The sequence below is a fragment of the Acinetobacter sp. A2 genome, assembly GCF_012371325.1.
GTDB lineage: Bacteria > Pseudomonadota > Gammaproteobacteria > Pseudomonadales > Moraxellaceae > Acinetobacter.
The window spans coordinates 1-26,174 of sequence record NZ_JAAZQX010000027.1; the positions used below are offsets into that span (position 1 = coordinate 1).

At 40.0% G+C, this 26,174-nt stretch carries 23 protein-coding genes; 9 read left to right on the top strand and 14 right to left on the bottom strand.

From position 1 onward, the window contains the following. Positions 1 to 91: 91 nt before the first annotated feature. Positions 92 to 604 carry a hypothetical protein gene (locus tag HHA43_RS10210; RefSeq protein ID WP_104852169.1) on the bottom strand — a complete coding sequence of 171 codons (513 nt, stop codon included), beginning with the start codon at positions 602 to 604 and terminating at the stop codon, positions 92 to 94. A gap of 194 nt (positions 605 to 798) precedes the next feature. Here HHA43_RS10210 and HHA43_RS10215 point away from each other — a divergent pair, with 194 nt between their 5' ends. Further along, on the top strand, positions 799 to 1,845 hold the full coding sequence (locus HHA43_RS10215; protein WP_168461353.1) for an NAD(P)H-dependent flavin oxidoreductase: 1,047 nt from the start codon (positions 799 to 801) through the stop codon (positions 1,843 to 1,845). An 84-nt stretch (positions 1,846 to 1,929) separates the two neighbouring features. Here HHA43_RS10215 and dusB read toward each other — a convergent pair whose 3' ends face one another. After that, positions 1,930 to 2,952: a tRNA dihydrouridine synthase DusB gene (gene dusB, locus HHA43_RS10220; protein WP_168461352.1), complete on the bottom strand. Its 1,023-nt coding sequence runs from the start codon at positions 2,950 to 2,952 to the stop codon at positions 1,930 to 1,932. A gap of 83 nt (positions 2,953 to 3,035) precedes the next feature. Between dusB and HHA43_RS10225 the strand changes: the two genes are divergently transcribed. Both HHA43_RS10225 and HHA43_RS10230 read left to right on the top strand, forming a co-directional pair. Beyond that, positions 3,036 to 4,241, top strand: a complete 1,206-nt coding sequence (locus HHA43_RS10225; protein WP_168461350.1) for a DUF1615 family protein — start codon at positions 3,036 to 3,038, stop codon at positions 4,239 to 4,241. After that, positions 4,208 to 4,855 carry an HAD-IB family hydrolase gene (locus HHA43_RS10230; protein WP_168417956.1) on the top strand — a complete coding sequence of 216 codons (648 nt, stop codon included), beginning with the start codon at positions 4,208 to 4,210 and terminating at the stop codon, positions 4,853 to 4,855. The genes HHA43_RS10225 and HHA43_RS10230 overlap by 34 nt, the downstream gene beginning before the upstream one ends. Before the next feature lie 150 nt (positions 4,856 to 5,005). Here HHA43_RS10230 and HHA43_RS10235 read toward each other — a convergent pair whose 3' ends face one another. Next, entirely contained in the window at positions 5,006 to 6,100 is a 1,095-nt protein-coding gene (locus HHA43_RS10235; protein WP_168417957.1) for a fatty acid desaturase family protein, read from the bottom strand. A 13-nt stretch (positions 6,101 to 6,113) separates the two neighbouring features. After that, positions 6,114 to 7,184: a ferredoxin reductase gene (locus tag HHA43_RS10240; RefSeq protein ID WP_168417958.1), complete on the bottom strand. Its 1,071-nt coding sequence runs from the start codon at positions 7,182 to 7,184 to the stop codon at positions 6,114 to 6,116. A gap of 154 nt (positions 7,185 to 7,338) precedes the next feature. Between HHA43_RS10240 and fabR the strand changes: the two genes are divergently transcribed. After that, positions 7,339 to 8,019, top strand: coding sequence for an HTH-type transcriptional repressor FabR (fabR, locus tag HHA43_RS10245; RefSeq protein WP_168461349.1), 681 nt, complete (start codon positions 7,339 to 7,341; stop codon positions 8,017 to 8,019). 197 nt (positions 8,020 to 8,216) lie between these two features. Further along, complete coding sequence (locus HHA43_RS10250; RefSeq protein ID WP_168461348.1) at positions 8,217 to 8,654, top strand: hypothetical protein; 438 nt, start codon at positions 8,217 to 8,219, stop codon at positions 8,652 to 8,654. 109 nt (positions 8,655 to 8,763) lie between these two features. On the opposite strand, the gene rapA is transcribed toward HHA43_RS10250, so the two are convergent. The 8 genes from rapA to HHA43_RS10285 form a co-directional block, all read right to left on the bottom strand. After that, a complete protein-coding gene (rapA, locus tag HHA43_RS10255; RefSeq protein ID WP_168461346.1) occupies positions 8,764 to 11,601 on the bottom strand; it encodes an RNA polymerase-associated protein RapA in 2,838 nt (945 codons plus the stop codon). Positions 11,602 to 11,747: 146 nt separating this feature from the next. Then, entirely contained in the window at positions 11,748 to 12,392 is a 645-nt protein-coding gene (locus HHA43_RS10260; RefSeq protein WP_168461344.1) for an RluA family pseudouridine synthase, read from the bottom strand. 162 nt (positions 12,393 to 12,554) lie between these two features. Beyond that, positions 12,555 to 13,271 carry an acyl carrier protein gene (locus HHA43_RS10265; protein WP_168461343.1) on the bottom strand — a complete coding sequence of 239 codons (717 nt, stop codon included), beginning with the start codon at positions 13,269 to 13,271 and terminating at the stop codon, positions 12,555 to 12,557. A 164-nt stretch (positions 13,272 to 13,435) separates the two neighbouring features. After that, positions 13,436 to 13,666 carry a DUF6966 domain-containing protein gene (locus tag HHA43_RS13355; protein ID WP_416224665.1) on the bottom strand — a complete coding sequence of 77 codons (231 nt, stop codon included), beginning with the start codon at positions 13,664 to 13,666 and terminating at the stop codon, positions 13,436 to 13,438. Between the two features lie 250 nt (positions 13,667 to 13,916). After that, positions 13,917 to 14,333 (bottom strand): GlcG/HbpS family heme-binding protein, encoded by a 417-nt coding sequence (locus HHA43_RS10270; protein ID WP_168417964.1) that lies wholly within the window; start codon positions 14,331 to 14,333, stop codon positions 13,917 to 13,919. Between the two features lie 78 nt (positions 14,334 to 14,411). Then, entirely contained in the window at positions 14,412 to 15,713 is a 1,302-nt protein-coding gene (gene hemL / locus HHA43_RS10275) for a glutamate-1-semialdehyde 2,1-aminomutase (RefSeq protein WP_168417965.1), read from the bottom strand. Between the two features lie 33 nt (positions 15,714 to 15,746). Then, positions 15,747 to 16,367, bottom strand: a complete 621-nt coding sequence (gene thiE, locus HHA43_RS10280; RefSeq protein ID WP_168417966.1) for a thiamine phosphate synthase — start codon at positions 16,365 to 16,367, stop codon at positions 15,747 to 15,749. 689 nt (positions 16,368 to 17,056) lie between these two features. Further along, positions 17,057 to 17,440, bottom strand: coding sequence for a DUF962 domain-containing protein (locus HHA43_RS10285; protein WP_168417993.1), 384 nt, complete (start codon positions 17,438 to 17,440; stop codon positions 17,057 to 17,059). Positions 17,441 to 17,681: 241 nt separating this feature from the next. On the opposite strand from HHA43_RS10285, the gene HHA43_RS10290 reads away from it, so the two are divergent. Next, positions 17,682 to 19,148 carry a CYTH domain-containing protein gene (locus HHA43_RS10290; protein WP_168417967.1) on the top strand — a complete coding sequence of 489 codons (1,467 nt, stop codon included), beginning with the start codon at positions 17,682 to 17,684 and terminating at the stop codon, positions 19,146 to 19,148. A gap of 171 nt (positions 19,149 to 19,319) precedes the next feature. Then, the gene (locus tag HHA43_RS10295) at positions 19,320 to 20,786 is read left to right on the top strand and encodes a CHAD domain-containing protein (RefSeq protein WP_168461341.1); all 1,467 of its coding nucleotides are present in this window, start codon (positions 19,320 to 19,322) and stop codon (positions 20,784 to 20,786) included. Positions 20,787 to 20,913: 127 nt separating this feature from the next. On the opposite strand, the gene HHA43_RS10300 is transcribed toward HHA43_RS10295, so the two are convergent. Further along, positions 20,914 to 21,546: a hypothetical protein gene (locus HHA43_RS10300; RefSeq protein WP_168417969.1), complete on the bottom strand. Its 633-nt coding sequence runs from the start codon at positions 21,544 to 21,546 to the stop codon at positions 20,914 to 20,916. A 108-nt stretch (positions 21,547 to 21,654) separates the two neighbouring features. Here HHA43_RS10300 and HHA43_RS10305 point away from each other — a divergent pair, with 108 nt between their 5' ends. Together HHA43_RS10305 and HHA43_RS10310 are read left to right on the top strand one after the other, a co-directional pair. Beyond that, positions 21,655 to 22,056: a DUF3144 domain-containing protein gene (locus HHA43_RS10305; protein WP_019836689.1), complete on the top strand. Its 402-nt coding sequence runs from the start codon at positions 21,655 to 21,657 to the stop codon at positions 22,054 to 22,056. Between the two features lie 135 nt (positions 22,057 to 22,191). Continuing rightward, positions 22,192 to 23,256: an amidohydrolase family protein gene (locus HHA43_RS10310; protein ID WP_168461339.1), complete on the top strand. Its 1,065-nt coding sequence runs from the start codon at positions 22,192 to 22,194 to the stop codon at positions 23,254 to 23,256. 105 nt (positions 23,257 to 23,361) lie between these two features. Here the strand turns inward: HHA43_RS10310 and HHA43_RS10315 are convergent, their stop codons facing one another. Further along, complete coding sequence (locus HHA43_RS10315) at positions 23,362 to 26,157, bottom strand: M16 family metallopeptidase (RefSeq protein ID WP_168461337.1); 2,796 nt, start codon at positions 26,155 to 26,157, stop codon at positions 23,362 to 23,364. Positions 26,158 to 26,174 lie beyond the last annotated feature (17 nt).

The following is a 26,174-nucleotide window of genomic DNA, read 5'->3' on the forward strand; positions in this document are numbered from 1 at the left end:
CTTGCCACTACTGAATCGACATAGACAAAATGAGCACTTATGCAAATATTTGTCTATATTTTTAGTTATAGTTAATTGCTCCCATTGCCTACTATAAAGCTGCCTTTAAATTGCAACCATAACCCATCGTCTGCTGGACTTGTCGGTAACTGGTATAGCGATTCAAAATAAAATCATAATATGCTTCAGGACTTGCAAAGTTAGCCGGCAAATTCTCTTTTTCAGCTTGCGGCAATTGCACATCTTTTAGCAACGCTAGATTGTAATGCCCCAGCCGATACAACTCTGAAAAATAGCCATTCATCATGTCACAATATGCAATTTTAGTCGGCTTCAACGCAGTACTGCTCACGAGATGCTGATTTAAACTTCGCAGGTTATTTACATCTAATGGAAATTGATGTGAAAACGCAATGCTTTCCACTTGTTTGAACTGCTTAAAATCTTGAGCTAATTTAGTATTTAAAGCATCTATACGTTGCTGCAATGCTACTGCATCCTGCACCTGATATTTTTGAGGATCAACTTGCTGTACTTTTGGTTCTTCACGACAAGCCACTAAACCCAGCACAGTAAGTAAAGCACCGTAAACTAATGGTTTCATTTATTTACTCAATCATTTCACACTTGTTAGACATTATGCCTGAAAAAAAGTGAAAAGAATGACTAAAACGAACCTGTACTTTCCCCCTCCTACATAGTTAAAGTTTAGTGCTGATATTTCTAGAATAAATGATGAATATGATTTGCCAATTTTTATAGACTTGGGCAAAGTAGATAAAAACTGGAGTAAATAATATGGCTTTATTAAAACAACTGAATATAAAACATCCTATTTTTCTTGCTCCAATGGCGGGTGTTTCAACCCCTGAACTTGCTGCAGAAGTTTCTAATCAAGGTGGATTAGGCTCGCTTGGTTTAGGCGCACATACAGTCGAAGCTGCGCGTGAACAAATCATTCAAACTCAAGCCCTCACCGACAATTCATTTCAAGTAAATTTCTTTTGCCATGAATCCACACCACTCAATGAACAGATTGCACAGGCATGGATTACACAATTTGCGCCAATTTTTGCCCAATATGATGTCACCCCACCTGCACAACTAAAATGTATTTATCCAAGCTTTAAAGACCATGATGATTATTTAAATCTGGTTTTGGAAACCCAACCACAAGCAGTAAGTTTTCATTTTGGAATTCCACATGAGCATCAAATTCAAGCATTAAAAGATGCAGGAATCATCACCATGGTTTCTGCTACAAATTTAGCCGAAGCTCAGGCGATTGAAGCAGCAGGAATTGATATTATTATTGCGCAAGGGATTGAAGCTGGTGGGCACAGAGGTGTTTTTAATCAGGCATTTGATAGTGCTGTGAAAACCAGTGATTTAGTGCAACTGATTCATCAGCATTGCACAACACCTGTGGTCGCTGCAGGTGGAATTATGAATGGTCAGCAGGCCAAACACATGCTTAACCTTGGTGCATCTGCCGTACAACTGGGTACTGCGTTTGTACAATGTAAAAGTTCAAATGCCAATGCGGCTTATCGGCAAGCTTTGTTCCAACAAAACATCACCCAAATTACAGAAAGTATTTCTGGACGTCCTGCACGTGGTTTGATTAATCACTGGCACACAAAGATTGATACACCTAATCGTATCGCTGTGCCTAGCTATCCATACACTTACGATCTCGCCAAACAATTACATGCAGCAGCAGTCAAACATGGTGAGCAAGGTTATGCGCCATTCTGGGCAGGCAGTAATGTTAGCCAAATTCGTGAATTAGAAGCTGCAGATTTAATCAATCAATTGGTGCTAGAGATGATTCACGCACATTAAACAAGAATACAACCGCTCTGCTTTAAACAAGCAAAGCGGTTAAGAGTGAAATTTTAACTATAAAATCAAAATCTTAAATGCTAATCAAGTATCCAGTAAATTAACACTTTCTACTTGTACATCACTCATGATTTCACCATGTGCCAATAACTGATTGAAGTAGTCCTCCACCACTTTAAATTGTTCGGCAGTACTTTCAACTTTATACATGTTTTGGCGAAACTCATTACTTGAACGTAAACCTTTGGTGTACCAAGCAATGTGTTTACGTGAAATTCGACAACCTGAATATTCCCCATAAAACTCATAAAGCTCGGCTAAATGCCCCAATAAGACTTTTTGAACTTCTGCAATACTCGGTGCGGCAAGCAACTCCCCTGTTGCTAAATAATGTGCAATTTCCCGAAAAATCCACGGACGTCCCTGTGCTGCACGTCCAATCATAATGGCATCAGCACCTGTGTAATCTAGTACATATTTGGCTTTTTCAGGGCTATCTATATCACCATTGGCAATGACTGGAATCTGCAACATACTTTTCACGTCTTTAATCAGTGAGTAACGTGCATGATTTAAATACATATCTTCACGGGTACGACCATGCAAAGCCAAAGCGGCAATACCGGCTTGTTCCGCACGCTTTGCCACACGTAAGATATTTTCCTGACCATTTAAAAAACCCAAACGGGTTTTAAGGGTTACAGGTACATCAACCGCAGCAACAACTGTGTCTAAAATACGTGCCACCAAATCTTCATCTTGCAACAAGGCAGACCCCGCCAATTTATTACAGACTTTTTTGGCAGGACAGCCCATATTGATATCAACAATTTGCGCCCCGTTGGCCACCTGATAGCGTGCTGCTTCCGCTAAATCATGCGGATCTGAACCTGCAATTTGTGCAGAAATTGGCGCAAGCTCCCCATCAAAATTGGCACGATACAAACTCTTTTTACTCATGCGCAAAGTTTTGTCAGATGTCATCATTTCACTGACTGCATGCCCAGCTCCAAAGTATTTGCACAGTGAGCGAAATGGCCGATCAGTAACGCCTGCCATTGGGGCAACAATCAAATTATTTGACAGTTGATAGGGACCAATATACATATATATTCTTAACTTTAATGATTGGCATAGTATACTGCATCTGCCCTTTGGGCTCATCCATTTGGAACGAGTTTTCCCTATCTATGAAAGACACTGTATTCACTTCTTTGATGAAACCCTTCAGCGTGCTCGCCTTATACTTAAGCTTAGCAGCCTGTGGAGACAGCGCATGGTGGTCTAAGGACAATGAGCCAACCTTGGAAGCAGAACATATTCGCAAACTGATTCCTAACCGTGTCAGTGAACGCAGTGCTTGGGCTAAAGATATTTATGATATTTCTGAGCAATTAGGTATTCCACAAACCAAAGAAAATATGTGCACCATTATTGCTGTGGTTGATCAGGAATCCAACTTTGTAGCAGACCCGCAAGTTTATGGTTTAGGCGAAAAAGCTGTTAAAGAAGTACAAGATCGTTTGGATGAAAAATTTAAAGATAAACTGGGCGAAGCAATTGGCGGTACGGTTGCAGGCTATTTTCAGGATGTGCTGAAAAATCACCCTAGCCCTGAAGATAACTATTTGAGTCAAATGCGTCGGGTAAAAACTGAACGTGAATTAGATGAACTATACCGTGAAATTTTTGACTACATGGCAAAGCATTATCATGTTTCCGCACTAACAGGTGCTGCCAAACTGTTTGGTCAAAATATTGGTGAAAAACTTAATCCAATTACCACTTTAGGTTCTATGCAAGTGCATATTAGCTATGCCAAAGAGCATAAACGTCAAAGTGGTAACATCGCAGAGTTACGCAGTGATCTATATACCCAGTATGGTGGCTTATATTATGGGATTCATCGTTTAATGATGTACCCTGCTGACTATGATCAACCGCTATACCGTTTTGCTGACTATAACTCGGGCATGTATTCGAGCCGCAATGCTGCATTCCAAAGTATGCTGAATGATTTAACCGAAGCTGAACTCGATTTAGATGGTGATTTACTTCTTTACGCTAAAGATGGCGGTGTGCGTAATGCAAAGAGTGAATCAGAACGTGAATTAATTGCTGTTTTTGCTAAACATAATATTTTGGTTACACCACGACAAATTCGTGCAGACTTAAAAAAAGAAAAAGAAAAGAAATTTGAAGATACTGCGACCTATCTGGCTGTCACTAAACTCTATAAAGCACAAACGGGCAAAGAGCCATTTTATGCCATGATGCCACAAGTGGTGATTTCAGGGCCTAAACTGAGTCGAGATTACAACACCAATTGGTTCGCAACACGAGTCAATGGACGTTATAAAACATGCATACAAAAAGCCAAAAATATAAAAATCTAGCCTTATTTGATTTTGATGGCACCCTGTGCAGCAAAGACAGTTTTACGGGGTTCATTTTCTATGCCTTGTCTAAACGACACATTATCAAACAAGGTTTAAAAACCTTACCGTGGATTCAGGCCTTTTATTTAAAAGTCTATCCTGCACATGCCATGCGCCCTAAATTATTTAATGCTATGTTTAAAGATGCAAGTACAACTGAAATATTAGCACTTGCACAACGCTATGCAGCAGATTTAATGCATGATCTAAACCCACAACTATTACTACAATTAAAGCAACATCAATTCAATGGTGATGATGTGGTGGTGGTTTCTGCGAGTGTGGATATTTATTTGCAGTATATTTGTCAGCAATTAAATGTTGGTTTGATTTGTACCGAAACAGAAATTGAAAGTCAGCAATTTACAGGGCAATATTCAACACCTGATTGTAGTCGGGAACAAAAGCAAATTCGGATTTTAGAACAGTATGATTTAAAAAATTATGCTGCTATTTATGCGTATGGCAATAGTGATGAAGATGAAGCTATGCTGAGTTTAGCAACCCATCCATATATGGTCGGTGTAGATCAAACCTTACCTGAAATTATGGCTTATAAAAAACTGGCTTGATAAAGCCTAGTAAAAGTATTATTTTTAGGGGGGGATTACCACATAAAAAAAGCGGCTCATCTAAGCCGCTTTTCTATATCATTAAAGATATATTTATCACTGTTTGATGAATCACTTACTAATCTAAAATTTCATAAATGATATTCATGCTTATTTCTTGAATGGAAAAGCATATTTCACAATACGTTTTAATACACTGCCGTATTGCTTAACCAAGCTAGCATTGTTGTAGTTCAAGCCATATTTTTCACACACAGCTTGCACTTTTGGCGCCATTTGACGATAACGACGCGCAGGCACATCTGGGTACAAATGGTGTTCAATTTGATGGCTTAAATGCCCTGTCAAAATGTGGAATGCTTCTGAACCTGTAAGATTAGATGAACCACGAATTTGACGCATATACCAATGTCCACGGCTTTCATTTTGCATGACTGACTTTGGAAACACTTCTACATCTTTAGTAAAGTGACCGCAGAAAATAATACTAAATGTCCAAATATTACGAATACCATTCGCAACCAAATTACCTGTAAATACTGGCAGAGCTGATGGCCCAGCAATTAGTGGGAAAAACACATAGTCTTTGAACAATTGTTTGCCAATTTTCTTCTGCATTGGCTGCCATTCTTTTTTAGCTTGTGCTTTGCTTTTTCGGCCATTCAAAATTTTACCAATTTCTAAATTCTGAATCGCAACGCCCCACTGGAACAATAAGCAGAACGGGATACTATATAAAGGTTGTAATAAATAGCCCGATCTCCAACGCTGTTCTGGGAACAAACGCACTAAACCATAACCAATATCATCATCCATGCCTTTAATATTGGTATAGGTATGATGTTTGAAGTTATGGGTTTGACGCCAGTTGTCTGAAGTACCCACAGTATCCCATTCATAGCTTGCGCCATTGAATTTAGGATCATTCATCCAGTCATATTGACCGTGCATGACGTTATGGCCTAACTCCATGTTTTCCATGATTTTGGCAAAGCCTAATAGCCCTGTACCCAATACCCATGCTGGCGGAAACCAACCAGCAAACAATAAGGCACGACCTGCCATTGAGCTATAACGAATCGTTGAGTAAACACGGCGGATGTATTTCGCATCTTTTTCGCCAATATCATCCAAAACTTCTTGTTTAATAGCATCTAATTCACGTGCAAGCTCATCTAATTCTAATTGAGTGAGTTCACGGTTTTTAGGATTGCGAAAGTATTCTATTTTCACTGGCATATTCATAATCGAAACTCGCTTATAAATCAATAATTAAATCTGTTTGTGCTGAGTTAACACATATTTTTAACTGGTTATTTGGTTCACTATTTTGAACACTATCTACCAAGTTTTTTGTTGAGCCTTCAGCTTTATTACATACGCATTTATGGCAAATACCCATGCGGCAACCATATTTCGGTTTGATATTTTGCTGCTCTAGGCTTTCTAAAATTGATTTGCCTTTTGGAATGGTCACAATCTTTTTAGATTTAGTTAAGGTGACTTGTACCAAGCCCACATCGTCCCCTAAAACAGGGGTCATGCTAAAAGCTTCAGTTTTAACCACAGCAGCCTGAGTAAACAGTTGTTCAACCTGAGTAGTAAAACCAGATGGGCCACATGCAAATACGGTGCTCTGATCCATATTTGCCAAGTCTTGTAGATGTTCCGCATTTAAACGACTGTGTTTCAAACTCGGCTCTTGGGTATAAAATACTTGCAATGTAAAGTTAGGAAATTGCTCTGCCCAAGCTTCGAATTGTGCTTTAAAAGCTGCATCTGCAAAGGTTTTAACCCAATACAGTAAATGAATTGAAGTACCACCCAAACGGCCTGACTGCACCAAATTCTGAATGAAGCTGTACATTGGCGTAATGCCACTGCCCGCTGCCAATAAGATTAAAGGCTGCGTTTGAGCAGGCAATTGCATGTCGCCATAAGGTGCACCAAATTCTAATGTGTCGCCCAACTTAGCCTGCTCAACCAGCCATGTACTGACTTTGCCCTGATCGACCTTTTTCACGGTCAATAAAACATGTTGTGCATCTAACTGAGTCAAACTATAAGTTCGCTCATAGCGTACACCTTGAATGTTTACATAAACTGGATGATGCTGACCTGCTGCACCCATTTGAAACTTTTTATTGACTTGTAGTGTGAGACTCACCACATCTTTTGCGGTTTGCTCTTTTTTTACAATTTTGCCGAGTGACTGATTCACCGACCATAAAGGATTTACTTTTTGCAACCAGAAGTTTGCTGCATAAGGGTCTAACACAGCCGTTGCAAGACTACTAAGGGGAGATTTTCTTTTTTCAGTTAGCTGCATGATTCAGCACCACCCGATGAAATTTTAATTATTATACACATGTATATATATTTGTATATACACTTGTATTGTTTCTAATCATTTCACAAGTACTAGCGCAGCCGCTATAATGCCTCTAAGCTTATAAATTATTGAAAATATGACTCAACCTGCCATGAAAACAAACCATGATGTGACTTTCCCAGAATCTGAAACGGTTCGTGAGCCTCTTGTCGTGCGTACGGTTGGGCGAAAAGCCACCATTACCAAACAAGAGCTATTTCAGGCAGCATTAAATTTAATTGGCCCACAGAAAAGTATCGCCTCGTTAAGTTTACGTGAAGTTGCACGTGCAGCAGGCATTGCACCAAACAGTTTTTATCGTCATTTTAAAGATATAGATGAACTTGCAATTGAGTTGATTGATCGTGCAGGTGTGGTCTTACGTCAAATTTTGCATCAAGCACGCTTAAAAGCATCTAAACAAAACAGTATTATTCGCAGCTCGGTTGAAGTATTTATTGAACAATTAGATACCGATGAAGGCAATTTAAGTCTGTTATTACGTGAAGGGTATACAGGTTCAATTCCATATAAACTGGCAGTAGAGCGTCAATTGAACTACTTCCAACAAGAATTGCAGGATGATTTAATTCGTCTAGAACGCTTAAATAACAGTAAGCTGGCGCATCCTGATATTGCAGCCAAAGCGATTACTCAACTGGTGTTTAATATGGGCGCCAAAGTGATTGATATGCCCACGGCTGAACGTAAAGAAACCGCCGAACAAACCATGATTATGATTCGTATGATTTTAGAAGGCGCACGTCATTTGGATGAAGCTAAAATTCGATAAATCTAAACTTTGCTCCTCTCTATCAAAGCGGCTTTGTGAATACAAAGCTGATTTTTTATTTGGAATGAATCTGTTTTGATATACAGCATAATTTACTAAGCAGAAAACCACAACGTCACTTTATGACGCAGAAATTCGACAATAAATCCCAAACTTTCTATGATAATAGTGTAATAACAACAAACTAAAGGAAAAATATGCTCTTTCTTGATGACACGAACGATGCACAACCGCAACAACAATTCAGCCTCGATGTATCACAAAATGCTGCCTCTATTCAGCGACACATCTTAGCACTCTGTCAAAAGCATAAACCTGAAGTGATTGTCGCTGAAGGTATAGAGGCAAATTATATTTTAGAAAATTTACCTGAAATTCAACCTCACTGCGGTGCCATTGCCCTCAAACAACCAACGCTAGAAAATGTTTCTTTTGAAAAGTTACAACAAGCCTTTTTACAACGTGGGCAACAGCGTTTTTATAATGTAATCGTGATGCTATCTCAGGATCATCCTCAATTTAAACAATTGAGTCATTTATTTTATATGATCAAACCCGATGCTAACTTTGAGGCAGAAGTCGAATATTTACTCAATACCTACTTTCTACTAGGTGATGCAACAGACACAGATTAAATGACAAACCCTAAATAGCAAAACCTGCATGACACAACTAAAGTCAAAAAATAAAGCACCCGAAGGCGCTTTATTATGGATACAGTAGATACAGATTTACTGTCACTGATTATGGCTTAACCACCACCATCACCTGAATGGCTTCAGGCGTAACCGACAAACCATCCAACAAACTCAAACCTTCTTTTTGCAATTTCTGTAAGCGTGTAATTTCATCTTCACGAATACTTGGGTTAAATTGCTTTAAATAGCTTAAACGGTCAATTTCGTATTGCCATTTTTTGCTATATACATCTTTGGCTTGTTGCTTAAATTCAGGCAACGCAGCTTTGGCCAATTCCAAGGCTTGTGTATAACGTGCTTCGATTACATCGCGGCGTGCTTTCACCACTTGGCGGCAACTGTTGCCATCTAAATGATGTAAATAAGGTTTTAAAATTTCAGGTGCAATTTTTTGCGATAAGTCCTGACCTTTTTCACTCAATAAAACACGAACAAGTTGCTGCGGCAGACTCGATGGCAAGTTCAGCGCTTTCGGTGCAATTACATCCACTTTAAACCAAACTTCCAGTAATATCGAACCTTGTGGCAAGGCAGCAGATTTTAATACTGCAACGTTAGTACTACCGAACCCTTGAGTATTGATCATTTCCATCACACTTTCTGTGAATGGATGCTCTAGTGTTAGATATTGCGCATCTTCACGAATTTGTGCCTGATCACGATAAAAAGTCGCAGTCATGCCCTCTTCGTCTAAAGTCAAACCTTGAACTTGCATTTGATCCGTAGGTTTAATAATCACTGTACCGTTACTTTGCTCATCGAAGTCAATATTGGTCGAGGCCATAAAGCGCTTCATAAATATTGGCAAAGTGGTATTGTCATCATACTCTTCAAGTGCCTGCACAATTTCTTGTGCTACCACAGGACGGCATGAGTTGTACTCCAACAAACGATCTCGGCCTGCTTGTAATTCTGCTTCCAACGCTTCTCGCTGTACGCTTACTGCTTCCAATAAATCTTCAAACTGTTGTCCCAAATCTGCAAGTAAGCAGTCTTTTAAATCGACAATAAAGTTTTCTTGTAAGGTTTGTGCAGTTGGGGAAATGTTGCTGAAAATATTAAGTGCTTCGTTGTACCAACGGAACATACGTTCTTGTGCTGTACCAATTAAATATGGCACATGAATCTGAATACGGTTTTCCTGACCAATACGGTCTAAACGACCGATACGTTGCTCCAATACATCTGGGTTGGCTGGCAGGTCAAACAAAATCAGGTCTGAGGCAAACTGGAAGTTACGTCCTTCAGAACCAATTTCAGAACACAATAAAATTTGTGCGCCGTAAGAGTCTTCTGCGAAATACGCTGCCGCTTGGTCACGCTCAAGTAAGCTCATACCTTCATGGAACATTGCTGTACGAATACCTGCATGTAGGCGCAGCGCATTTTCAAGCGCCTCTACTACAGGGCCGCTACGCGCAATTAAAAGCACTTTTTTGTGTTTTAAATCGCTGCGCAAACGCTCCATTAACCACATCACACGTGGGTCAGTTTCCATCCAGCTACCATCGAGCTGTGCTTCTTCTGGCCACATTTGTTCACGTAATTTACCATCTTTAGACCAGTTTTCTGGTGCAGCCAATGGCGCAGGCTGACAATCACGACCTGGGAAACCTTGAATTGCTTCACGCGTGTTACGGAACAAAATACGCCCTGTACCGTGACGATCTAATAATTCGTGGATAGCACGGAAACGCTGCTCGGTATTATCTTCAATGCGATGTCCCAACAAACCTTCCAATGCTGCAAAATGGTTTTCTTCCAATGCAGTATCTGACATTAACACTTCAGCAATTTTTGCCGTATGTTGATATTGTGCTTCTTCATCCAAGAAACGATCTAGTGAACTAAAACGTTGTGGGTCAAGCAAGCGTAAACGTGCAAAATGGCTTTCTACACCCAATTGTTCAGGCGTTGCTGTGAGTAATAACACCCCTGCCGTTTGTTCTGCTAACTCTTCGACCAGATCATAGCGGTCATTGCCGCCTTCTTCTTCGCTCCACATTAAGTGATGCGCCTCATCCACCACCAGCAAATCAAAACCGGCTTCTAGGGCTTGCTCACGTAAATCATCGTGGTCAATCATTAAATCGACTGAAGCAATAATACATTGTTCAGTTAAAAATGGATTCAGGTCAGGGTCATGTTCTTTAATAGATGCTGTGCGGGTTAGATCAAACAAAGAGAATTGCAGATTGAAACGGCGACGCATTTCAATCATCCACTGATATTGCAGAGAATCTGGCACCAAAATCAGGATACGTTCTGCACGCCCTGTTTTGAGTTGCTGATGGATAATCAAACCTGCTTCAATGGTTTTACCCAAACCAACTTCATCTGCTAACAGTACGCGTGGTGCAAAACGCTTACCCACTTCATGTGCAATATAAAGCTGATGCGGAATTAAACCGACACGTGAACCGACCAAGCCTCGTAATGGACTGCTTTGCATATTGGCTTGCATCAACATCGCTTCAATACGCAGGTCGTACCATTCTTTATAATCAATTTGGCTGGCAAGCAAGCGGTCTAAAGGTTTAGACAGTTGAATACTGGCCCCTATACGGGTTTCATTCAGTGATTTATGTTCTTCTGTGCCATCGGCTAAACGGCGTCCGACGTTATAGCGCAGCACCCCATGGCGGTCTTCTACAGATTCAACCGTCCACAGATTGCCTTCTTGGTCTTGAACTTCATCATTTACATTAAAAATAATACGCGATAAAGGTGCATTGTTGCGTGCATAGACACGGGTTTCATCACTTTTAGGGAATAAAATGCTGACCGATCGCTCATCTACATCAATCAGAACACCTAGTCCTAATTCTGTTTCTGTGTCTGATAACCAACGTTGACCAATAGCAAACTGCTGCAATTTTTCCACCTTTATTTAGAAGTTAGGACGTATAAATTTTTGCGCAAAACTTGATGAGTATTTGAGCAAAAATTCAGTGCGTATAGCAATATATTTTGACATAAAGCGCACTAAAAAGAGAGCCTAAAGCACAGGCTTTACATAATCTTTTTAGCTTAAAATGGGACTGGGCAAACAAACTGCACACGTTGTTCAGTTTGCGGATGCAAAAAACTCAATTCGGCAGCATGTAAACACAAACGCGGCATGAGTTGTTGTTGTTCTGGCGTAGCATATAAGGTATCGCCAATAATCGGATGACCTAAATATTGCATGTGCACCCGCAGTTGATGTGAACGCCCTGTAATCGGAGTTAGCTCTACACGGGTCACGGTTTGCCCCTGCAATTCAAACTGTTCCAACGCACGCCAATGCGTTAAAGCTGGTTTGTTATGGGTTGCATCGGCAATATGTAATGGAGGATGTGCAGGATCATACACCACAGGCACATCTACAGTGCCTTCACCTTGCAGTTGCCCTGCTACCAATGCTTGATAGGTTTTGTCGGTTTGGCGCTCTTGAAACTGACGTGAAATTCGCTTTTGCGCCCATTTGCTTAAAGCAAAAACCAAAATGCCAGAAGTATCACGATCTAAGCGATGTATCAGCAAAGTACGTGGTTCAATTTTAACTAAACGACTAATCAGACAATCTTGCAAATCGACTGTTTTACCTGGAACTGTGAGTAGACCTGCGGGTTTATGTATCACCATAAACTCATCATCACGATGAATCAGGTGTTCGCTTAGAAAATTACTCAATTTCAATTCCAGGCCGATCGTGAAAATAAGGCGGCAATGATAAAAAGCCTGACACAGAATTACAATGCAAAATTTGCGAATTCCAGATGAATTTTCCGATTTACATTCCTGAATCCGACAATCTGCTGGATTTTAAATCAGACCACTTTTAGAAATGTGTTTTTATGACGTAGATGATATGGGTGACTTTAAAATCTGCAGCAATTGCAACAAATTTAAGCTCGGTTGATAATCTTCATAACGGATATTGGCGCCATTGGCTCGCCACAATCCAACTAAGCTGACTATTGCCACAGAATCGAGCCCATAATCTTTTAAAGCAACATGTGGATCAATTTCTAAGGCTTCCATATTGAGCTGTTCTGCAAGAGCGAGCAAAATTCCTTTAGGGGAAAGAACATAGTCGGATGGTGCAGTTAAACTCCATAAACGATTCAGCGTATAGCTATTTACATGATGTAAGCCTTGCTTGGAAATAGTATCAATCCATTGAATATGCTGCTCTAAATTGGACAATAAAATGGCGTCATCCACCACACAAATTGTTTCTGTGACACTTTGCAAATAAGGCAAAACCTGTTTCAAAGCGGGTGTGATCTGCCCTGCAAAAATAAGCTGTGGATGACTCGCTGCATATTCTCCAAGTTGCTGCATCCCTTGAATCAGATCATCGCCATATAAATCGACAATTGGAATATCAAGTGCTTTGGCTTTGTTGCTAATTTGAATCAGATGCTGCATGAGTTGGCTTTCTAAAGCCCCAGACAAACTTCTGATATGGTGTAAACCGACTAACACTAAAACTGAAGTAGATGCATGCAGTGACCATTTGGCTTGTGATGCTGCCAATTGGATTTTTTTAGGCATGGGGTAAAACATGAGCGGCTCTTAAAAACAAAGTAATACTTCAATCATTCGATGTTTATTGTAGTTTACAATTGAGTTATCTTTTTGATGTTATTTTCCAAACCTTCATTATCATATGTTATTCCCAAGTAGAAATGTCCTACCTTAAAACCAAATAGAAATGTCCCATACAGACATTATGTTAAATAAGCATACAATTTGTTTCTTAATTCATTTAAATAGTTATTTTCTTTAATAATAGGAATTCCATCACTATGTAAGATGAGATCATTAATTGATCCCATTCCACCAAAACTAATACGCAATTGATACTTTGCATAATCGGGATCTTCTTGAAGACATAAGAGCATATTCTTATATGATTTTTCCCAAATTTTTAAATCAAACTCTTCAAATAATGCTATCAGCTTTTAAATTATTAAGGCTCTAGACTTTCAATTTCATTGTTCATCAATTATTTAATTTCCCTAAAATTAACATAGTACAGCTTATACGCAATTCAATTTTTTATTCCATATAAATCACACTCTTACAGCATTCCAAAAAGCCCATTCATACCTGAGTGGGCTTTTTTAATGATTTGTCAGGTTCCACGCTTCATGTTGGAACAACTTTAGTTGAGTTTATTGAATTGAGCTAATCAATTTCTATTTTGAATTAGCTTTGCTGCGCCAAAAACTTCTCAATCGCCACCTGAGCAATTTCCGCATCTTCAAATGACTTGACGCCAGACACACCTATTGCACCCACCAATTGCTCTTGATAGATAATCGGCTCAGCACCTTCGAGCATGCCTGAAAAACTGTCTAGGCTGAGAAAACCTAATTGTCCATTTTTAATCAAATCTTCCAACAATTTAGTTGGGCAACGGCTGAGCGCAGAACACTTGGCTTTTTCCAAACTCAAACTTGCTGTCATTGGCGATGCACCATCCATACGTTTCATCGCCAAAGCAGAACCTGTTTCATCGACCACTGCAATACTGACATTAAAGTTATTCTGAATTGAGTATTGATGGGCTTGGTCTAATAAAAATTCCGCATCGCTTAAAGTCAAATAATGTTTGGTTTGCATCTCGCTATTTCTCTTAATCAAAGTCGTATAAAAAAGCCCGAACGAATTCGGGCCTAATGTTTTGCAAAAATAAAATGTTTAAGCTTTCATTTCCGCAAATGTTTCTTTCGCTGCTTGAATGGTGAAAGCAATATCTTCATCACTGTGTGCAGATGAAATAAAGCCTGCTTCAAATGCAGATGGTGCCAAGTTCACACCACGTTGCAACATACCGTGGAAAAACTTACGGAAAGCATCTACATCACATTTCAGCATAGAATCAAAACTAGTGATGTCTTCTTGATCGGTAAAGTACAAACCAAACATCGCACCAACTTGTTGCGTCTTGAATGGAATACCGACTTCATCTGCTGCAGCTTGCAAGCCTGTAAGCAATTTTTCCAGTTGTGCGGTTAGCTTTTCATAAAAACCTTCGGCACGTAAATGTTTGAACATTTCAATGCCTGCACGCATGGCCAATGGGTTACCCGACAAAGTACCGGCTTGATACACTTTGCCTAATGGTGCGATACATTCCATCACTTCACGCTTACCTCCGAAAGCGCCCACTGGTAGGCCTGCACCAATAATTTTACCCAATGTGGTCAAGTCAGGTTTAACACCATAATGTGCCTGAGCACCACCTAAACCAACACGGAAACCAGTCATTACTTCATCAATAATAAAGACTGAACCATGTTCATCACACACATCACGAATGGCTTGCAGGAAACCATCGATTGGTTTCACTAAGTTCATATTGCCCGCAACAGGTTCAACAATTACACCTGCAATTTCAGCACCGAATTTTGCAAAACATTCTTTTAAGGTTGCAATGTCGTTGTATGGAAGGGTTAAGGTGTGTTTAGCAAAATCGGCAGGCACACCCGCAGAAGTCGCCTCGCCCTCACCACTGGTCAAAAGTCCTGAACCTGCTTTTACTAACAAAGAATCTGAATGACCATGATAACAGCCCTCAAATTTCACAATTTTGTCACGGCCTGTATAACCACGCGCCAAGCGAATTGCAGTCATGGTCGCTTCTGTACCTGAGTTGGTCATACGCACCAATTCAATTGAAGGCATGATTTCACAAATAATATCGGCCAAGGTTGTTTCATGCACAGTTGGCGCACCAAAGCTCAAACCATCTTCTGCCGCAGCTTGCACTGCCTGAATAATTGCAGGATGTGCATGCCCTAAAATCATTGGTCCCCAAGAACCAACATAGTCAACATAGCGTTTGCCATCGACATCATACAAATAAGCACCTTTGGCTTTTTCAATAAACACAGGGGTTCCACCTACCCCATTAAATGCACGTACAGGTGAATTGACCCCACCTGGAATATGTTTATTGGCTTGTTTAAACAATTGTTCTTGCTTTGGAGATAAGCTCATGGAGGCACTCAACTTAAAAGATAAAATTAAAAATTAGGCTTCTGCATTAAAAAGAGCAGACCAATCATAAACTCGCTGTGCAACGGTGTGCATCGGACGATCCAATACATCACTCACTACTGCACACAAATCTACACCTGCATCAATCACAGGTTGACTATTTTCGACCGTTAAACCACCAATGACACAAATAGGCACATTCAAATTTTGCTTAGCATGCTGAATGGTATCTAGGCTGACCTGACTCGCTTCTGGTTTGGTTGGTGTTGGATAGACTGCGCCGAATGCCACGTAGTTAGCACCATCGGCGATGGCTTGTTCCGCCAGTTTCAATGAGTTATTACAACTGCGACCAATCAGAACATTTTTAGGTAAACGCGCGACCGCTTCAACAATTGAACCATCGTCTTGGCCCAAATGCACGCCAACGCCATATTTAACCGCTGTTTCAAGATCATCATTAATCACAAAAGGAACTTTGTATTGATCACACATCGATTTCATATATTCAATTTCGTAAGCCTGCTGTTCTTTCGGCACATTTTTACGGCGATATTGCAATACTGCCACTTCTGCGGTTGCCATTGCTCCTTCCAGCTTTGCCAACAGAAGTTCAATCGGATCATCATTGGTAATCAAATATAAACCGCGCATCATCCCAACCACACAAAATACAATGCGCGCATTATGACATATTCGGATGCACTACGGCAGAAGCCTGCGGATAAAAGCTAAATTTACTCAAATGCTATGCGCTTCATTTATAGAGATAAAAATTTTAAAAATACCCAATTCTAGTGATAGCCGCATCTAGCAAATTTAGTTTTAATTGAATTGCGCAAAACAAAGCAAGAACTGTAAAAAGTTCAATAAGATATGGATACTTGGTGATGTAGACTGAGCAATCCATAATGTTTACCTAACATAATAACAATATATTTAGGTAAGCCATTAGACACCCGAGGGTTTGTGCCAGAGCGCATGTGGGGGTGCGACAAATCATCGGGTGTCTAAATTTTTTAATAAACAATGTATTCAATGCAATTTTTTTTAAGGCTATCTCCAACTTACATCCTATAAAAGCTATGCTTAAAGGTATTAGATAGTTGATCTTTATTCATATTAAGTCGAAATTGCACAGCCATAAAAAAAGCCTAGAGAAGGTCGCTCTAGGCTTGGAAAGTCACAAATGTCATCAAATTGTCATATTAAATTTGATAGACACATTATTAGAATATTCACTCTAGTATTTCAAGAAAAAATTAATTTAATTTGTACATTTTTTATGAAAATAATCACACATCGGTAGTTTTTTGTCTAAATGGTATAAAAATACTTTTTATTCAACTTGGAATTTTATCTTTAGCACGGTTTTGTAAACTTAAATGACCGCGTAATACGTCGGCAAACATGCGCCAATCTGAAATGAAACTATATACAGGTTGTTTAAAACTGGCAGGTTTGTTTTTTTCAAATACAAAATGCCCAACCCATGCACAGGCATAGCCCGCAACCAAGCCATACAACACATATTTGGCTTTTTTATGCCGTATCGCTTTGCTCACACAATACAACCCAATACTGCTACCCGCCACGTGCAAACGACGACTCATGATATTGCGATGTTCAGTCAAATAAAAACGATAAAAAGTTGAGTAGTCTTGAATAGGCAATTCAAACTCAGGTTCTGGCGTCGGTTCAAATTCTGATTTTAATGCAGCGTTCATGTTCATCTTCCTGATGTTAATTGGCTTGGGCGAATTCTTATGCTTATTACCACACTCTAAACGATGCTCAAATAAAAACCAACCCATGAAAAAGCATCAGGTCAAGTCTTACATCTTTGCTGATTTTAGTTACAATCAACGGCACTTTTGCAAAACTCAAATTTTGCGCTTTATCACAAATTTATAATACCAATATGTTTGCTGCTTCATGGTAGCTTGCTTTATTTTCAGGACGTCATTCATGGTCGAAGTTGAATTAAAATTTCAAATTCCAGTCGCACGCCGCACTGCTTTACTCAAAACTTTAGACCCTAAAAAATCCACTCAAATTGCATTAAAAGCTTTGTATTTTGATACACCAACTCATGATTTAGCACAACACGGAGTAGCCCTTAGACAGCGTTTAGAAGGCCAACAATGGATTCAAACGTTGAAAGCTGCAGGACAAAGTCATTTTCACAGTTTTGAACATAACCACCCGCTCGAAACAACAGAGATACAAGACACTCCTCCACAGCTTGATCTGCACATTTATCAAAATACTCCAGAAGCACAGGCAATTTTACAGCATGCTTTGGGCACAAAATTCGATCAATTACAGCTTCAATTTGAAACGGATATTCAACGTACCTCACGGGTGATGACGTTAGAAGATACTGATATTGAAATCAGTTTAGACGTTGGCAAGATTCGTTGTGCAGATTCAGAAGTTGAGGTACACGAAGTTGAATTTGAGCTTAAACAAGGTTCGATTCAGCACCTGTTAGCCTTCAGCTTTGAATGGGTAAAAAAATTCCATTTGTGGTTAGATGTACGGAATAAAGCAGAAATTGGACATTTACTTTCGGTACAACAAAAAGTCAGCCCTGCAACATTAGCTAAAGAATTCCACTTTAGCAAAAAGGACAATGCAGACCAAAATTTACGCCTCTTGATTGCACAACAATTACAGCATTTGTTGCCTAATATTGCCGCTATTTCTGCACAAGTGGCGGAGCAAAGTCATATTGATCAGGCACAGCTTGCCTTGCAGCATTTACAATTCACCCTGTCGTTATTTAAAGACTGGTCTAAACATTTGGGTGATAAATGGGCCATGCAAATTGCAGCTTTTAAACAGCATTTTGACCATTTGCAGCACTTAGAACACATGCAGGCCACACTGGGTGCTTTTTTACAGAATCCAACCACAGCAGAAAACCTGAAAAAAGACACACTGTATGCACAGGAAAAACTGGTCAACTTAGTCCGCTCAACGCAAAATGTGCATCACTATTTAGAATTGCTCATGTTTAGTTTGGCACCAAACGACAGCACAGGTATTGACTTAAAAACTGCAGCACAGAATACCCTGCAACAACAATATAAACAGCTGCATGAACAACTACAGCAAAGCAATATTCATGACTTTGAAAGTTTAGATCAGCTGGCTTTGCGTATTCAGGAACTTAAATTTAGCTTCCCAGTTTTAACACATATTTATGATGTGAAAAATTTGCAAAAATATAGTAAAGCCCTGAATGATGCGCAACTGGCTGCACAGGAATATCAAATTTTGGCATCTTCTGCACAATATATTCAGCAAACGGAACTTGAAGCCAGCGACTGGTTTGTTTTAGGTTGGCTCACGGCTAAACAAGAAGTCTATGCACAACGTCTGTTAGAAGCGACAGAACAATTTATGGTGAGCCGTAAATTTTTAAAGTAATCACAAAAAATCATACATAGCAGCATGGGCACTCCCCCTGCTGCTTGGGCAAAACACCAACTTTAGATTTATTTTCCTTTTCAATCTTTTATTCACATTTTCTCTCTTGTTCATTTATAGATTTGCACTATAGTAAAAAGAACTTGGCTTGTTTCATCGAGGGTGTTCCCGATGTCTGAAATAGAATTAAAGTTTCAAATTCCGTCTACTTATCGTGCCGCATTTGAAAAAGCATTTAAAAAGAACAAACTGGTTCAGCAACAACGCTTATGGGCTAAATATTATGATAGCCCTGAACAGCACTTGGCCAAGCAGCGCATTGCACTGCGTCAGCGTTTAGAGGGTGATATTTGGCGTCAGACTCTAAAAGCACCCAGTCCACAACATTATGAACGCTTTGAGCTAGAGCATGAATTAGGATACGAAGCACCTGAACAATGCGACTTGGCATGTTATGAAAACCATAAACAAGCCAGAAAGATTTTGAAAAAAGCATTGGATGGTTCAAATGCGAATTTAACCCTGCAATTTGAAACCGATGTTTTGCGCTACAGCCAATTGGCACATTATAAAAACAGTCAAATTGAAGTTGCTTTTGACTTAGGTGAAATCCGCCAAGGCAAACAATCGGTAGAAATTTACGAAGTTGAGTTTGAACTCAAACAAGGTGAGATTGCAGATTTAATTGCCTATATTCAGCCTTGGATTAAGAAGTACCATTTGTGGCTCGATACACGCAGTAAATCACAACGTGGCAATATGCTGCATAACAATGAAAGTATGATTCCTGTGCAACAGCAAAGTGCTTTACAACTGGAACATCCAGAAAATATGCACGCACTGTTGGCACAAATTACCCAAAATTGTTTGGCACATTTACTACCGAATGCAACCGCCATTGCCAGTCAAGATTATGCCAGTGGGCATGTGCACCAAGCGCGTGTCGCTATCCGCCGTTTACGCAGTGCCTTTAAAATCTTTGCTGAATACGATGCGCTGGCCAATCAAAACTGGGAAAGCCAATTGGCCACCCTGTTTCAGCAATTAGGCTCCACCCGCGATCAAGATGCCTTGCGTGAAAGCCTGATTCCACAACTTGAAAGTGCTGGTTCGCCAATTACAGAATTACCACCTGCGGCCAATGAAAATATTGCGATTGATGCGATTTTCCGCTCACCCACAACCACACTCTTACTTTTACAATTGATCAGCTTTAGCCATGCTTCGGCTGCTGAAGACCCTGAGCAAAAACCAATCAAGAAAATTTTGCGTAAACGACTGCAAAAAATGCATCAACAGATTTGTGAAGATGCAGGTCATTTCCAACAATTTGATGTAGAAACCAAGCACCGTACCCGTAAACGAGTCAAACGCTTGCGTTATACAGTTGAATTTGTCAGCAGTCTATTTGCAGAAAACGAAGTCAAAACATATTTAAAAACCCTAAAACCGTTACAGGAAACTTTAGGACATTTTAATGATTTGATGGTGGCACAAGGTTTATACGAAAGCCACGCTCAAACTGAACCCAAAACGTGGTTTGTATTGGGTTGGATTGCATCAGAAGAACGTCACATTTCCGTGCAGGCCGAGCAAGATTTACAACAATTTGCGCAAAGCGAACCATTTTGGTCATAGCTGATTGTTCAGTTTTGATAAATAAATAGCTCAACACAGTCATTAGGATTGTGTTGAGCTAAATGGTTTTGTGATCATTTTTGAATCACATTTATTACCACAAGATTTAATCAATACCCCATACCTTCTAACGATACTTACCAAATACTTTCCAAGTCTGATTATCGGCTAAAGGGTCTTGATAGCTGTCACTGCGCTGTTTACGTGGCTTGTCACGAGCATCAACCAGTTCAAAATGCGGCTCTACACTTAAAACAATACCATTCACATAAAAACGGGTACGAGTATAGTCACTTTGCCCATGTTGAAACACGTAAGTGCGCAAATCAATAAACTCACGATGTGCTACCAGTGCTGCTGTATCATCACTATCTAACCAGCGCTGCATGGCCTGAATTTCAGATGGTTCAAATTGCCCACATTTTTCAATTAGACTGGCAATCCCCCGAAAAGTTTTAGACTCTTTAGCACGGGTTTTATTCACCCGAATTCGATCTACATGAAAATAAAACAACGGTAAATTTAAATGGCTAGGCAAATGAATGGCATCGATTACTTCATCTTGCATAAAAGGCTGGAATAAATCCTGAGCACGCTCAATTAACCCCGTCCACTGCCCATAATAATGTGCAACTTCGGCAGCAGTTCCATAGTAAATAGGCAGCCCTTCTACATGTGCAAGCTGTGCAGGTGGCCAAATATTTTGACGTAATAAGGCAATATCACTTTTTAAACTTTGTACTGCAATTGCATCTTGCATGACCCGCTCCAATCTTACTTAGGCTATTTTTAGATTAAGGCAAAGGTTTTGTTTCTGCAAGGCTTTGCCTATAATGAGGCATCTAAATTCTTAGCTTAGGAAAAGTTCATGGTTCAAAAGATTGAAGCAACCGATGTAACCGAAGAAGAAGCATTAAATGCCGCTTTTTTTGAACGTGCCGATGAATTTATTAAACAGGCGAATGGCTTTTGTCACTTTGAAAAAGGCTCTACAGTAAAACCCGCTGAAATTCGTGGTCAGGTCAGTGCTGCCATGTTGTTCGCTACAGCGCGTTTTAATACTTGGGTCGCTGCCAATAACTTTAAAGATGGCAATGAAATGCGCGATGCCAAAGATCAGGTGATGTCGTATATTTTGCAGCAATTTCAAATGATGCTAGAAGATAACTACGACGAATACTGCGAACAGTTTGAAAACTATTTGCGCTTCCGTCATAACGAAGAGTTTCATACCAATAAACATGATCATTCACACGATCACGAACATTAAGTTCTGCATAAAAGCCCTATGGGGCTTTTTTAATGCGCTAGTTTTCCAATTTGTAGTTTTTCGATCAATACCCTTCCCTTTTGCAACGTGATGGCTTTGAATAGTGAAATAACAGCGTTATAAAAAAGGATGATTATGCAGAATCTAGGATTTGCACTCATTGATGCGCATATTCACCAATGGGACCCGTATAACACGCCACACAGCGCAAGATTGGCGGTAAAACTTTTGGGGAAACATCCCAATTTACTCGATAAAACCATCCGCTTGATTAAACCCAAAGCGCTGATTGAAACATTGGGACGCACAGAACACGTTACTTCAGCCTATTTACCTGAACACTATGCACGTGATTTAGGCTTTTATCCTGCCGAAAAAGTCGTGCATATTGAAGCCAACTGGCACGATCATAAAAGCAAAGGTGTGGTTGGTGAAACGGAGTTTATAGAACGCCTAGATTTTAAAAATAATGGTTTCGCCTTGGGTGCAATTGTGGCTGCCGCAGACCCGCGTGACCCAAATTTTAAGAAAATTCTAAAACTGCATCATAAAGCTTCACCGCATTTTTGTGGTATTCGCAAAATGGCTGCAGTGCATGAAGATCGTGGGATTTTTGCATGGGCAGATGAACCTAATTTGTATCGAAATAAAAAGTTTCTAAAAGGCTTTGAAGTCTTGGCACAATACAATTTAAGTTTTGATGCATGGACATATTCGACCCAACTGAGTGATGTCTTGGCACTGGCCAAACAGTTTCCTGAAACATCCATTGTACTTGACCATTTGGGCACACCTGCTGGACTGTTTGGACAGGTGGGCCATCACACAGGTGTGACAAAAACTGCACGGGAAAATATCCTGTTCCGCTGGCAGGAAGATATTGCAGAATTAGCACATTGTCCAAATGTTTACAGCAAAATATCAGGCTTATTCATGCCTGTTTTGGGGCACCAATTTCACCCACAAAAACGTGAAGCATCGAAACAGGAAATTATAGATTTGACCGCACCACTCATTCAGCATGCTTTGCAAAGCTTTGGTATGTATAGGTTAATGTTTGCCTCAAACTTCCCTATGGATCGAGTCAGTACCTCTTTGGTCAATTTAATTGATGCAACTAGCGATATTGTTGCTGCATATCATCCAAATGCTTTGCAACAAGTGTTTCATCATAACGCTAAACAGTTTTACCGCTTATAAAGCCGTGAAACAGCTTTTCAAAACGCTCCAATCAAACTTCAAGAAAAAAAAAGCGCATCGAAGTTGATGCGCTTTTTATGTGCCTGTTAAATACTAGATTGAATCTTATTTCTGTGCAGCTTTGGGTGTGACCATATCTGCTTGCACTTGACCGTATTGATCTGCCGCCACTTCCAGTAAATGTTCCAAATTTAAATATTTTTGAATCACAGCATCCACATCAGCTTTACTGAGTTTGGCCAAAGCCTGATCACGGCGTTCACGGAACAATAGATCACGCCCTTGTTCTAATTGCGGCACCAACATACGGTGGATACTGCGTTCATCCTCCAAAGCCGTAACACGTTTTTTTAGAATATCTGCTTTTGCTGCTTCAACTTCTTGCAGCGTAACACCATCACGGCGCAAGTCCATCAACACCTTATGAACAGCTTGCGATACTTGAGCCGACTTGCCTGCACTATACTGTGCCGAAATACTTAGCGCACCCGATTGCTCAAACTCACTTAGACTCAAGCCACTGTTAAAACCATAGACCAAAGCATTTTTTTCACGTAACTCTTGTGCCAAACGAGAAGACAATTGTGATTCACCTAAAATATAACTCAGCACCATCATGGCAGGTGTGTCTGGATGATTCACGCCCAAAGGTAAAGTCAGTAGACTCTGATAACTACCAAATTCACGTTGTTCTGCCAATACATGCAACTTTTGTGCAGGATATGCCGTGTATGCCGAATCTAGGCGTTGATATGGCTGATGACTTCGCCACTGCCCTAAACGCTTGCTCAATAGCTTCTGCATCGATTTCGGGTCGAACTCCCCTGTAATCGCAATATGGGCATGATCCATAGCAAAAAACTGACGATACAACTGCTGTACTTGTACCTGTGTCGCAGCTTGTAATTGCTGTTTGGCAAACTCTGGTTCAAAGTGATAGCGTAAATCGCCCTTTGGGTAAATTTCGATTAAACGTGCCATGGTCAACGCCGCTACAGTTTCAGGCTCGGTATAAGGTCGTTCTAAACTCGATAGACTTTGTGAGCGTATTAAATCGAACTGACTTTGTTCAAAGCTTGGGGCTTGCATCACATCTAAAACAAAGTTAAAAAATTCATCAAATTTTTCTTTTTTTGCCACAATTTGGATATGCATACTATTGGCATCGGCTTGGGCAAAAGCTGAACCGCCTGCGGCAATGGATTGATCTGCAATGTCTTGCAAACTATGTTCCTGTGAAGCCCGTAGCAATAAATATGCGGTTAAATCTAGAATTTCACCTTGCTTAAATAAAGTCTGAGCCGTACCTAAATTGACTGAAATAGCGGCATAGGTTTTATCATCACGGGTCGCTGTTGGAAATAATGCATACTTGGCCCCATTTTTTAAACTTCCACGCAGAATCTTTTTTTCATTTTTAATCAAAGACTGTTTGGATTTTTGCACATACTCTGCAACTTCGTGCTGATAACTTTGCACATCTTTTAAAGGGATAACAGGTGCATCTTGCTGATCTAAAGTTTTAGCAACGCTTGAATTATTTTTCGCTGTAAGTGCCTGTTTTTGATCTTCAGGTGTGGGTTGAATTTCGCCAATGACCCGATGTTCTGCGGTAAAAAACTGTTTTAAATGTCGATTCAACTCATCTACATTTAACTGCTGAATATCTTGTAAATCACGCCAATACTGCGTCCAGTCCCCCTGATAAGCCACCGCATAATCACTCAAGCGACCGCCCAAAGCTACTGCATCATTCATAACACTATCAGCTTGATTTTGAATCAGGTTTTTAACCCGTTGTAATTCTGCTGCATCAAAATTCTTGGCCTGCTCGATGCTCTTATTCAAACTAGCTTGTACTTGTTTAGCGTCGTGATTTGGCGCATACAATGCCCCCATCAGCACTAAATTAAAATCTTGATCTAGCCATGTGCTAGATTGCACCATGGTGCTTGTACCTGTTTCCACAAGATTTTGATATAAATGTCCGCTCGGCTGTAAGGTATGCAAATAAGGCGACAACACCAAAGCGGTTTTTAACTTTTCGTCCTTGCCATTTAAATACAAATTAAATTTTGCCAGTTGACTGCCCTTTTGTACGACAAAATTGCGTGGCTGAATTTTTTTGCTGTCCAATAACGGAACTTGCACCTGCTTTGGAATTTGACGTGCTGCAATTGGACTAAAATGCTGATCAATTTGCTTTAACACAGCAGTCTGATCAAACTTACCTGTCATAACCAAAACAGCATTATTCGGTGCATACCAAGTCCGATAAAACTGGTTCAATTCCTGCATTTTAATGGATTGCAGTTCATTTAAATCACCAATCGGTAAGCGTCCAAAATACTGATTCCCATAGGCCGATTTCCACACCTGATCCAACAAAACTGAAAATGGCTGATCCATACGTACTTCACGTTCGCGTTTCACGATCGCAATTTCAGCAGGTACGTATTTTTCTTGCAGCACCAGTTTGTCCATACGTTCAGCTTCTAGAAAAATCATTTCATTAACTGCACGTGTTTCAGGACGAATGATATTGGTATATTTGGTCGAGTAATAATCCGTGCTGGCATTGTGCATTAAGCTGTGTTGATCTAGACGGCGCTGAAACTCCTCTTCGGGCACATTTTTTGTACCTTTAAACGCCAAGTGCTCTAATAAATGTGCTAAACCACCTTTGCCTTGTGGGTCATTGAGTGATCCTGTCAAATACACCATATTCATAAAGACTTTGTTTTCTTTTTGATTAGGTGCAAGAATGACACGTAAACCATTATCTAGTTGATATTCTTGTATATCTTGTTTTGATTTAACTAAAACAGGCTGGGCAAAAACCACACCATTAAATGCTAACACACATAAAGACAAGCTCAAGGTTTTCAAACGTAGCAACATTATTTTTCCGATAAATT

What these genes read in the sequence shown, in the direction of transcription:
- HHA43_RS10210 (WP_104852169.1), bottom strand. Translation starts at nt 604, where the DNA reads ATGAAACCATTAGTTTACGGTGCTTTACTTACTGTGCTGGGTTTAGTG.
- HHA43_RS10215 (WP_168461353.1), top strand. Translation starts at nt 799, where the DNA reads ATGGCTTTATTAAAACAACTGAATATAAAACATCCTATTTTTCTTGCT.
- dusB (WP_168461352.1), bottom strand. Translation starts at nt 2,952, where the DNA reads ATGTATATTGGTCCCTATCAACTGTCAAATAATTTGATTGTTGCCCCA.
- HHA43_RS10225 (WP_168461350.1), top strand. Translation starts at nt 3,036, where the DNA reads ATGAAAGACACTGTATTCACTTCTTTGATGAAACCCTTCAGCGTGCTC.
- HHA43_RS10230 (WP_168417956.1), top strand. Translation starts at nt 4,208, where the DNA reads ATGCATACAAAAAGCCAAAAATATAAAAATCTAGCCTTATTTGATTTT.
- HHA43_RS10235 (WP_168417957.1), bottom strand. Translation starts at nt 6,100, where the DNA reads ATGAATATGCCAGTGAAAATAGAATACTTTCGCAATCCTAAAAACCGT.
- HHA43_RS10240 (WP_168417958.1), bottom strand. Translation starts at nt 7,184, where the DNA reads ATGCAGCTAACTGAAAAAAGAAAATCTCCCCTTAGTAGTCTTGCAACG.
- fabR (WP_168461349.1), top strand. Translation starts at nt 7,339, where the DNA reads ATGAAAACAAACCATGATGTGACTTTCCCAGAATCTGAAACGGTTCGT.
- HHA43_RS10250 (WP_168461348.1), top strand. Translation starts at nt 8,217, where the DNA reads ATGCTCTTTCTTGATGACACGAACGATGCACAACCGCAACAACAATTC.
- HHA43_RS10265 (WP_168461343.1), bottom strand. Translation starts at nt 13,271, where the DNA reads ATGTTTTACCCCATGCCTAAAAAAATCCAATTGGCAGCATCACAAGCC.
- HHA43_RS10270 (WP_168417964.1), bottom strand. Translation starts at nt 14,333, where the DNA reads ATGCAAACCAAACATTATTTGACTTTAAGCGATGCGGAATTTTTATTA.
- hemL (WP_168417965.1), bottom strand. Translation starts at nt 15,713, where the DNA reads ATGAGCTTATCTCCAAAGCAAGAACAATTGTTTAAACAAGCCAATAAA.
- thiE (WP_168417966.1), bottom strand. Translation starts at nt 16,367, where the DNA reads ATGCGCGGTTTATATTTGATTACCAATGATGATCCGATTGAACTTCTG.
- HHA43_RS10285 (WP_168417993.1), bottom strand. Translation starts at nt 17,440, where the DNA reads ATGAACGCTGCATTAAAATCAGAATTTGAACCGACGCCAGAACCTGAG.
- HHA43_RS10290 (WP_168417967.1), top strand. Translation starts at nt 17,682, where the DNA reads ATGGTCGAAGTTGAATTAAAATTTCAAATTCCAGTCGCACGCCGCACT.
- HHA43_RS10295 (WP_168461341.1), top strand. Translation starts at nt 19,320, where the DNA reads ATGTCTGAAATAGAATTAAAGTTTCAAATTCCGTCTACTTATCGTGCC.
- HHA43_RS10300 (WP_168417969.1), bottom strand. Translation starts at nt 21,546, where the DNA reads ATGCAAGATGCAATTGCAGTACAAAGTTTAAAAAGTGATATTGCCTTA.
- HHA43_RS10305 (WP_019836689.1), top strand. Translation starts at nt 21,655, where the DNA reads ATGGTTCAAAAGATTGAAGCAACCGATGTAACCGAAGAAGAAGCATTA.
- HHA43_RS10310 (WP_168461339.1), top strand. Translation starts at nt 22,192, where the DNA reads ATGCAGAATCTAGGATTTGCACTCATTGATGCGCATATTCACCAATGG.
- HHA43_RS10315 (WP_168461337.1), bottom strand. Translation starts at nt 26,157, where the DNA reads ATGTTGCTACGTTTGAAAACCTTGAGCTTGTCTTTATGTGTGTTAGCA.